Source organism: Ruegeria sp. HKCCSP346, from assembly GCF_017872595.1.
Lineage (GTDB): Bacteria > Pseudomonadota > Alphaproteobacteria > Rhodobacterales > Rhodobacteraceae > Ruegeria.
In genome coordinates, this window is sequence record NZ_JAEDOT010000009.1 from 100614 (window position 1) to 107929 (window position 7316).

The window sequence follows — 7316 nt, forward strand, 5'->3', positions numbered from 1 at the left end:
GCCGGCTGATCGGGCACTGGGGCGACAAAGGCCGCCCCAGTGATTGGGTTTTAGTGTTCGAATTTCCGGATTTCACCGGTTTTCAGGCGCTCGGAATACGAAGCCAGCTCCTGACGCACCACTTTCATCAGGAAGTAGAGCGCAAAGACGTTGACCACCGCCATCGCAAAGATCGCCGCATCCGAGAAGTCGATGACCGGGCCAAGGTTGGCTGCGGCACCGATGACGACGAAGATGCAGAAGATGATCTTGAACACCAGCTCTTTGGTGTGACCCTCACCAAACAGGTAGGTCCAGGCCTTGAGGCCATAGTAGGACCAGCTGATCATGGTCGAGAAGGCAAACAGGATCACCGCAACCGCCAGGATATACGGGAAGAAACCGAACGCGCTGCCGAAGGCGGCAGAAGTCAGGCTGACACCCGAGTTGCCGTCAACAGTGGCAATCGCCGTGCCGGCCTCATTCAGCATGTAGTTTCCGGTTTCCGGATCGATGATCAATTGCTGGGTGATGATGATGACCAGAGCGGTCATTGTGCAGATCACCACTGTGTCGATGAACGGTTCCAGCAAGGAAACGAAGCCTTCCGTGATCGGTTCCTTGGTCCGAACAGCCGAGTGCGCAATCGCTGCCGAGCCAACACCCGCTTCGTTCGAAAACGCCGCACGTTTGAAGCCCTGGATCAACGCCCCGACCATGCCGCCTGCAACACCCAGACCGGTGAAGGCGCCGGCGAAGATCTGACCAAAGGCCCAGCCGATCATATCCGCATTCATCAAGATGATGACCAGAGCGGTCAGAACGTAGAGAACGCCCATGAACGGCACCACCTTCTCGGTCACCCGTGCGATAGACTTCAAGCCGCCGACGATGACCATGAAAACAACCGCTGCGAAGACCAGCCCGGTAATCCAGCCCGGATAGTCACCCACGATTCCCGCGATCTGCTGATGCGCCTGATTGGCCTGGAACATGTTGCCCCCACCCAGCGCGCCAAGGATACAGAAGATCGAGAACAAAACCGCAAGGATCTTGCCACCCGGCAAGCCCAGTTCGTTGAACCCTTTGGACATATAGTACATCGGGCCACCCGAAACGGTGCCATCTTCGTACTCGTTGCGGTATTTCACGCCCAGCGTACATTCGGTGAATTTCGACGCCATCCCCAGAAGACCGGCCAGGATCATCCAGAAGGTTGCGCCCGGTCCGCCGATGCCGACGGCGACGGCAACACCCGCGATATTCCCCAGACCGACTGTTCCGGACAGCGCCGTGGCCAGAGCCTGAAAATGGCTGACCTCGCCTGCATCATTGGGGTCGGAATAGTCACCTTTGACAAGACTGATTGCGTGGCCAAAAAACCGCATCTGCACAAAAGCAAAATACAGCGTGAAGACCGTCGCAGCGATCACCAGCCACATCACGATCCATGGGAAACTGGTCCCGGGGAATGGCGCGAAGATGAAGCTGACGAATGGACCGGTCAGATCAGCGAAAGTCTGGTTGATTTTTTCATCAAGCCCCGGAGCTTCTTGCGCAAAGGCAGGGCTGGCGACAATAGCGGCTGCCATTGAGGCGCCGAGTTGTTTAAGCACTCTCATTTTGTCCCTCCCTTCAGTTCACAACCGTGACCGGAACATCGGCATGCATCACAAGGTTCTGGGTCGAGCTGCCGAAGATACGTTTCTTGATCCCGTCCGCCGAAGACCGGCCGACAACGATCTGCGAGCCGCCCATTTCCATTGTGATGGCGTTCAAGGTCTCGGCCACGTCGCCGTGGCGAACAACACCCTGCGCTTCAAAACCAGCCTCTCTGAGGGCCTCAACGGCAGGTGTCACGATCCGCGACGTTGCCAGATCAACCTCTTCTTCCCGTCTTTTGTGACGCTGTGCGTTTTCTTCCGGTGTCTGAAAGGTGTAAGGGGACCATTCGATCACATAAGCGACCACCAGTTCACACGACCCGATCAACTTTGCCAAATCCTTGGCAAAGGCAATCACGCGCTCACCGGTCTCTGTCCCGTCGAGTCCTATGACAATCTTTGTTGTCATGTCGTTCCTCCATTATTTTTCATTTGGCCGAGGCCCGTGCCCCCGGCAGGGCAGCCGGAACTTGGAACTTTCAATAAGACCGCCCTTTGGTAAGTATCAGGAATTTTCACTAGGAATTGGGGATTTTTTTGGTCTATATTCAGTGGAAATTGTCGTTTTACACTAAAATAACAGGAAATTTTACTGATTAGTAGAGAATTGGACAATATCGATCAACGCATCCTGCACGAGCTTGAGGCCAATGGCCGGCTCTCAATAGTTGAGCTTGCGGCGCGCGTAAACCTTACAAACACGCCCTGTTCCGAGCGTGTGAAACGACTGGAAAAGAACGGCTATATCAAGGGCTACAGCGCCATCGTCGACAAAGAGAGAATGGGGCTGGCCCTTCTGACCGTCGTACAGGTGTCGTTGACCGCAACGGCCGAGCAATCCCTGGAAAAATTCAACGAGGCCGTACGCGATGTGCCGGAAATCGAAAGCTGCCTGATGGTGGCAGGGTCGTTCGATTATCTTCTGACAGTCCGCACCCGCGATATCGCGCATTTCCGGATGATACTGGGTGAGAAAATCAACAAGCTGCCCGGGATTCACCAAACCAGCTCATTCACGGTCATGGAGGCCGTGAAAGAGCCGGTTGGCCAACGGGTGTCCGGGCCTTGATACCCGTTCCGGTTATTCGGGATCCGTGCTGTAGATCAGTCGCTCGTCACAGGGCGCCACGCGCAGAATGTTGGTGGTACCCGGTACGTTGAACGGCACCCCGGCGGTGACAACGATCTGGTCGGTTTCAGTTGCAAAGCCCCCTGCCCTTGCGGCGCGCGCTGCGTTTACAACCGCGCTTTTGAACCGTTCGAGCTCGGGCGTCATGACGCAGTTGCAACCCCAGCTCAGACAGAGTCTGCGCGCCGTTCCCATCAGCGACGTCATCGCGATAATCGGAACACCGGGACGTTCGCGCGCGGTCAATGCGGCTGTCGTGCCACTTTGCGTAAAGCAGCAGATCGCTTTGATATCGGTTTTCTCGGCTATTTCACGCGCGGCGGCAACAATCCCGTCCGCAACGGTGGTTCCCTTGGCGGTACGCGAGGCTGCGATGATCTGCGTATATGTCGGGTCGGCTTCGACTTCGATGGCAACCTTGTTCATCGTCTGCACCGCTTCGATCGGATAGGCACCGGCTGCCGATTCCGCGCTGAGCATGATGGCATCAGTGCCTTCGTAGATCGCCGTCGCAACGTCCGACACTTCGGCACGGGTCGGCATCGGGCTTTCGATCATGCTTTCCAGCATCTGTGTGGCGACGATGACGGGCTTGGCTGCCCCGCGGCATTTACGGACCAGTCGTTTCTGGATCGGAGGTACGGCAGAAACAGGCAGTTCCACGCCCAGGTCGCCGCGTGCCACCATGATCCCGTCCGACGCATCAAGGATGTCGTCAAACGCCTCAACTGCCGCAGGCTTTTCAATCTTGGACAGGATCGCTGCGCGACCATCCGCAAGCGCGCGAGCCTCGAAAACGTCCTTGGCGCGCTGCACGAAGCTCAGCGCCAACCAGTCCACACCCAGTTGGCAGACAAACTCCAGATCCTCTCGGTCCTTGGCCGACAAAGCCGCCAGCGGCAGCACCACATCAGGAACGTTGACACCCTTGCGGTTCGAGATCGTGCCACCCACCTCGACCGTGCAATTTGCAAAATCCTGCCCACAGTCCTGAACGATCAGTCGGATCTTGCCGTCATTCACCAGCAGGCGCGCGCCCGGCTCTAGCGCCGCAAATATCTCGGGATGCGGCAGGCAGACACGTTTGGTGTCGCCCGCAGCAGGGTCGAGGTCGAGCCGGAAGGACGCACCTTCTTCCAGCTCCTCTGCCTCATTGGCAAAGACACCAACGCGCAGCTTGGGCCCCTGAAGGTCGGCCAGAATGGCAATCGGGCTGTCCAGATCCTTTTCCACCTGCCGAATGATCTTGTGCCGTTCGCGGATCTCATCATGGCTGCCATGGCTCATGTTCAGACGAAAGACATCCGCGCCAGCCTCGTGCAGGGCACGAATTGTGTCATAGTCATTTGACGCTGGCCCCAGCGTCGCCACGATTTTCACATTTCTCAGGCGTCGCATTGGCATAGACCTCCTTACGTCATCTCAAGTTTGCAGATCAGATTTCGCGAAATGTTACCGCAAACATCATTTCGATGCTTATTGCGCAATTCCCTTTCCAAAGCAACTGCCCTACATCTGCGGCAAACAAGATGACAGGCTCATGACATACACTCCATTTTTCGTCCACGGTGCGGATCGCCCGTCTCGCTGGCTGATTACATGCGACCATGCAACCAACACTGTTCCCCCAGACGTAAATGGTGGCGACCTCGGTCTGCCGCGCGAGGATATGGAACGCCACATCGCCTATGATGTGGGCGCGTATGAGGTGTCTAAACACTTGGGCGAGATCCTGAACGCACCGGTGATTGCCGCCAACTTCTCGCGGTTGGTCATCGACCCTAACCGGGGTGAAGACGATCCCACGCTGTTGATGAAGCTCTATGACGGGTCAATCATCCCCGGAAATCGCCATGCAGATGATGACGAACGCGAGCGTCGCCTGAATATGTGCTACCGCCCTTACCACGAGGCATTGGCACAAATGGCGGCCCTGCCCCATGCTGTGATTGTTTCGATGCATTCCTTTACGCGCCAGCTGCGCGGTCGTGAGCCCCGCCCATGGCACATTGGCGTGCTGCACACCTCGGACGAGCGGTTCTCTGGCCCGCTGATCGAAAGGCTTCAGGCCGAGGAAGATCTGTGCGTTGGCGTCAACGAGCCGTATACCGGAGTTTTGCCGGGGGATGCGATCGACAAACACTGTACCGCGTTCGGACGCCCCAACGCACTGATCGAGCTGCGCAACGACTTGATCGCAGACCATACGGGTCAAAGGGAATGGGCCGAGCGGTTGGCGGTAATCCTGCAGGACGCATTGGAAGCCAGCGACCTTTGACCGCAAGTCCTGCGCGTGCTTTTCCGCGCATCACGCTGTTGTGAGCACGGCCTTCATTTCCCATATCAACGGGGAAAGGGGGTCATCATGACACAAGAGTTTTTGACGATGTTTTTTGGTTGGATGGCCGTGCTCAATATCGCGGTGCTTCTGTTTACCACCCTGATGGTTCTGCTTTTGCAGGATTGGATTGCCGGCATTCACGGCAGGATGTTTCGGATGGAACGCCCGGATGTGAAACGCGCCTATTTCAGGTATCTTGCGAACTACAAAATCCTGACGCTGGTTTTCTGCATCGTGCCGTGGCTGGCTTTGAAACTGATGTGAAAAGGCGCTTCGGCACGTCCGTTTCTTGTAACGGGTCCACTGGATTGTTAGGTCAGAAGCAACTCAATCGCCATCCGGAGCCAGATCATGGACAAGCAAACCGAAATTGAACTTCAGGCTGCCGCATTTCGCCGGTTGCAAAAGCACCTGATGGAAGACCGCACGGACGTTCAGAACATCGACATGATGAACCTCGCCGGGTTTTGTCGCAACTGCCTGTCGCGCTGGTATCAGGAAGCGGCAAACGAAAAGGGAATCGAACTGGGCAAGGATGAAGCCCGCGAGATTTTCTACGGCATGACGATGGATGAATGGAAATCGAAATATCAAACCGAGGCCAGCCCCGAGAAACAGGCCGCCTTCAAGGTTGCGTTCGAAGAAAACGTCGGCACGAAAGACTGACAGCTCAGAGCTCATGCTCTGAAACCTGATTTGCCGGCCTTTTGTGATTAGAGTATTCCGCGACGAATCCCTGGTTGGAGCGGGATCGGAAGCGATGAAAGCAGCGAGATTTACGGACGCACAGAAGGCGTTTGTTTTGACGCAGGTCGAAGAAGGCAAGACGGTTGCCGAAGTGTGCTGAGAAGCTGGGATCAGCTCGGCAATCTACTTCAAATGGAAGAAGAAGTATGCGGGGATGTTGCCATCCGACATGCGGCGGTTGCGAAAGCTTGAAGGCGAGAACGGCCGTCTGAAACGCATCGTGGCCGAACTGACGCTGGATCGGGAGATGTTGCAGGACGTCATCAAGCGAAAGCTCTGAGGCCGGATCGGAAGCGCGAGCTTATCGACGGTGTTCGGGAAGACTGGCGAGTGTCTGTCAAACGCACCTGCAAGGTGTTGCGGTTCGACAGATCGACCTGCCAGTATGTTTCCCGGCGCACCGATCCGGCCGTCCTGAATCGGCGTATCAAGGAGATCTGCGAGACCCGTGTTCGCTATGGATACAGGCGTGTGCACTATGTGTTGCGCCCGGAGGGTTGGGCAGCCAACGTCAAGAAAGTCCACAGGATTTACCACGCAATGAGGCTGCAATTACGGAACAAATCACCAAAACGGCGGGTGAAAGCCAAGCTGAAAGAGGATCGTTCGGATGCCGTGAGGCCCAATGATGTGTGGGTCATGCCTTGCCCGATAGGCGATTGCGCAAGTGCAATCTGCCGAAAGGGACTTCGTTCATGATCAGCTTGCGACTGGCCGCAAGCTACGTATTCTGACCGTGGTCGATACGTTCTCGCGCGTCTCACCCGTCATTGCCCCAAGGTTCAGCTAAAAGGGCGAAAACGTTGTCGTCACGCTGGATCGAGTGTGTCGGCAGATCGGATTCCCAGCGACGATACGGGGGGACAACGGCAGCGATTTCATCTCTCGGGACTTTTGGATCTATGGGCCTACCACAACGGCGTTACGCTCGACTTCTCCCGCCCTGGCAAACCGACCGACAATGCTTTCATCGAAGCGTTCAACTCAAAGTTCAGGGCAGAATGCCTGAACACGCATTGGTTCCTGTCGCTGGCAGATGCTTGCGAAAAGATGGAGGAATGGCGTAGATACGACAACGAAGAAAGACCGCACAGCACCATCGGGAACATCCCACCGGCAATGCTGGCAAACCCACATGGCGATACCAGCCCGCCATGCTGAGACAAGGTGGTAAACTCTATGCCCAAGTGGCAGAAGGTTGGGTATCAGAGCAACTTGCAGAACGAGCGATGAGTTGCACGAACTTCTGAGTTGAACGAACTGCTGAATCGGGTTGTTGTTTCATACGACCATGGAGCCAAGAACCGCATCCTGGACATGCAGGGCGCTTTGATCACTATGCCCAAAAAAGCAAAACCCGCTGATGAGGCGGGCCTTGATTCCGACGACTGTTCGCTAAAGTTGGTTGCGGGAGTAGGATTTGAACCTACGACCTTCAGGTTATGAGCCTGACGAG

Annotated in this window: 7 protein-coding genes and 1 pseudogene; 5 read left to right on the forward strand and 3 right to left on the reverse strand. The window is 56.1% G+C overall.

The window, feature by feature from the left end:
* Nucleotides 1–50: 50 nt before the first annotated feature.
* The gene (locus I9185_RS18615; protein ID WP_210093803.1) at nucleotides 51–1601 is read right to left on the reverse strand and encodes an alanine/glycine:cation symporter family protein; all 1551 of its coding nucleotides are present in this window, start codon (nucleotides 1599–1601) and stop codon (nucleotides 51–53) included.
* Between the two features lie 13 nt (nucleotides 1602–1614).
* Nucleotides 1615–2052, reverse strand: a complete 438-nt coding sequence (locus I9185_RS18620) for a universal stress protein (RefSeq protein ID WP_171229185.1) — start codon at nucleotides 2050–2052, stop codon at nucleotides 1615–1617.
* Between the two features lie 198 nt (nucleotides 2053–2250).
* Here I9185_RS18620 and I9185_RS18625 point away from each other — a divergent pair, with 198 nt between their 5' ends.
* Nucleotides 2251–2712, forward strand: coding sequence for an Lrp/AsnC ligand binding domain-containing protein (locus I9185_RS18625; RefSeq protein ID WP_174830357.1), 462 nt, complete (start codon nucleotides 2251–2253; stop codon nucleotides 2710–2712).
* 12 nt (nucleotides 2713–2724) lie between these two features.
* On the opposite strand, the gene pyk is transcribed toward I9185_RS18625, so the two are convergent.
* Nucleotides 2725–4170: a pyruvate kinase gene (gene pyk / locus I9185_RS18630; protein ID WP_171637669.1), complete on the reverse strand. Its 1446-nt coding sequence runs from the start codon at nucleotides 4168–4170 to the stop codon at nucleotides 2725–2727.
* A gap of 142 nt (nucleotides 4171–4312) precedes the next feature.
* On the opposite strand from pyk, the gene I9185_RS18635 reads away from it, so the two are divergent.
* From I9185_RS18635 to I9185_RS18650, 4 genes and pseudogenes are all read left to right on the forward strand, one after another.
* On the forward strand, nucleotides 4313–5050 hold the full coding sequence (locus tag I9185_RS18635) for an N-formylglutamate amidohydrolase (RefSeq protein ID WP_171724811.1): 738 nt from the start codon (nucleotides 4313–4315) through the stop codon (nucleotides 5048–5050).
* An 87-nt stretch (nucleotides 5051–5137) separates the two neighbouring features.
* Entirely contained in the window at nucleotides 5138–5377 is a 240-nt protein-coding gene (locus tag I9185_RS18640; RefSeq protein WP_171637671.1) for a DUF6868 family protein, read from the forward strand.
* 87 nt (nucleotides 5378–5464) lie between these two features.
* Complete coding sequence (locus I9185_RS18645) at nucleotides 5465–5779, forward strand: DUF1244 domain-containing protein (RefSeq protein ID WP_152456994.1); 315 nt, start codon at nucleotides 5465–5467, stop codon at nucleotides 5777–5779.
* Between the two features lie 94 nt (nucleotides 5780–5873).
* A pseudogene (locus I9185_RS18650) lies at nucleotides 5874–7021 on the forward strand (IS3 family transposase).
* The last annotated feature ends 295 nt before the right edge of the window (nucleotides 7022–7316 follow it).

Coding starts and splice junctions, on each gene's coding strand:
- I9185_RS18615 (WP_210093803.1), bottom strand. CDS start 1,601: ATGAGAGTGCTTAAACAACTCGGCGCCTCAATGGCAGCCGCTATTGTC.
- I9185_RS18620 (WP_171229185.1), bottom strand. CDS start 2,052: ATGACAACAAAGATTGTCATAGGACTCGACGGGACAGAGACCGGTGAG.
- pyk (WP_171637669.1), bottom strand. CDS start 4,170: ATGCGACGCCTGAGAAATGTGAAAATCGTGGCGACGCTGGGGCCAGCG.
- I9185_RS18635 (WP_171724811.1), top strand. CDS start 4,313: ATGACATACACTCCATTTTTCGTCCACGGTGCGGATCGCCCGTCTCGC.
- I9185_RS18640 (WP_171637671.1), top strand. CDS start 5,138: ATGACACAAGAGTTTTTGACGATGTTTTTTGGTTGGATGGCCGTGCTC.
- I9185_RS18645 (WP_152456994.1), top strand. CDS start 5,465: ATGGACAAGCAAACCGAAATTGAACTTCAGGCTGCCGCATTTCGCCGG.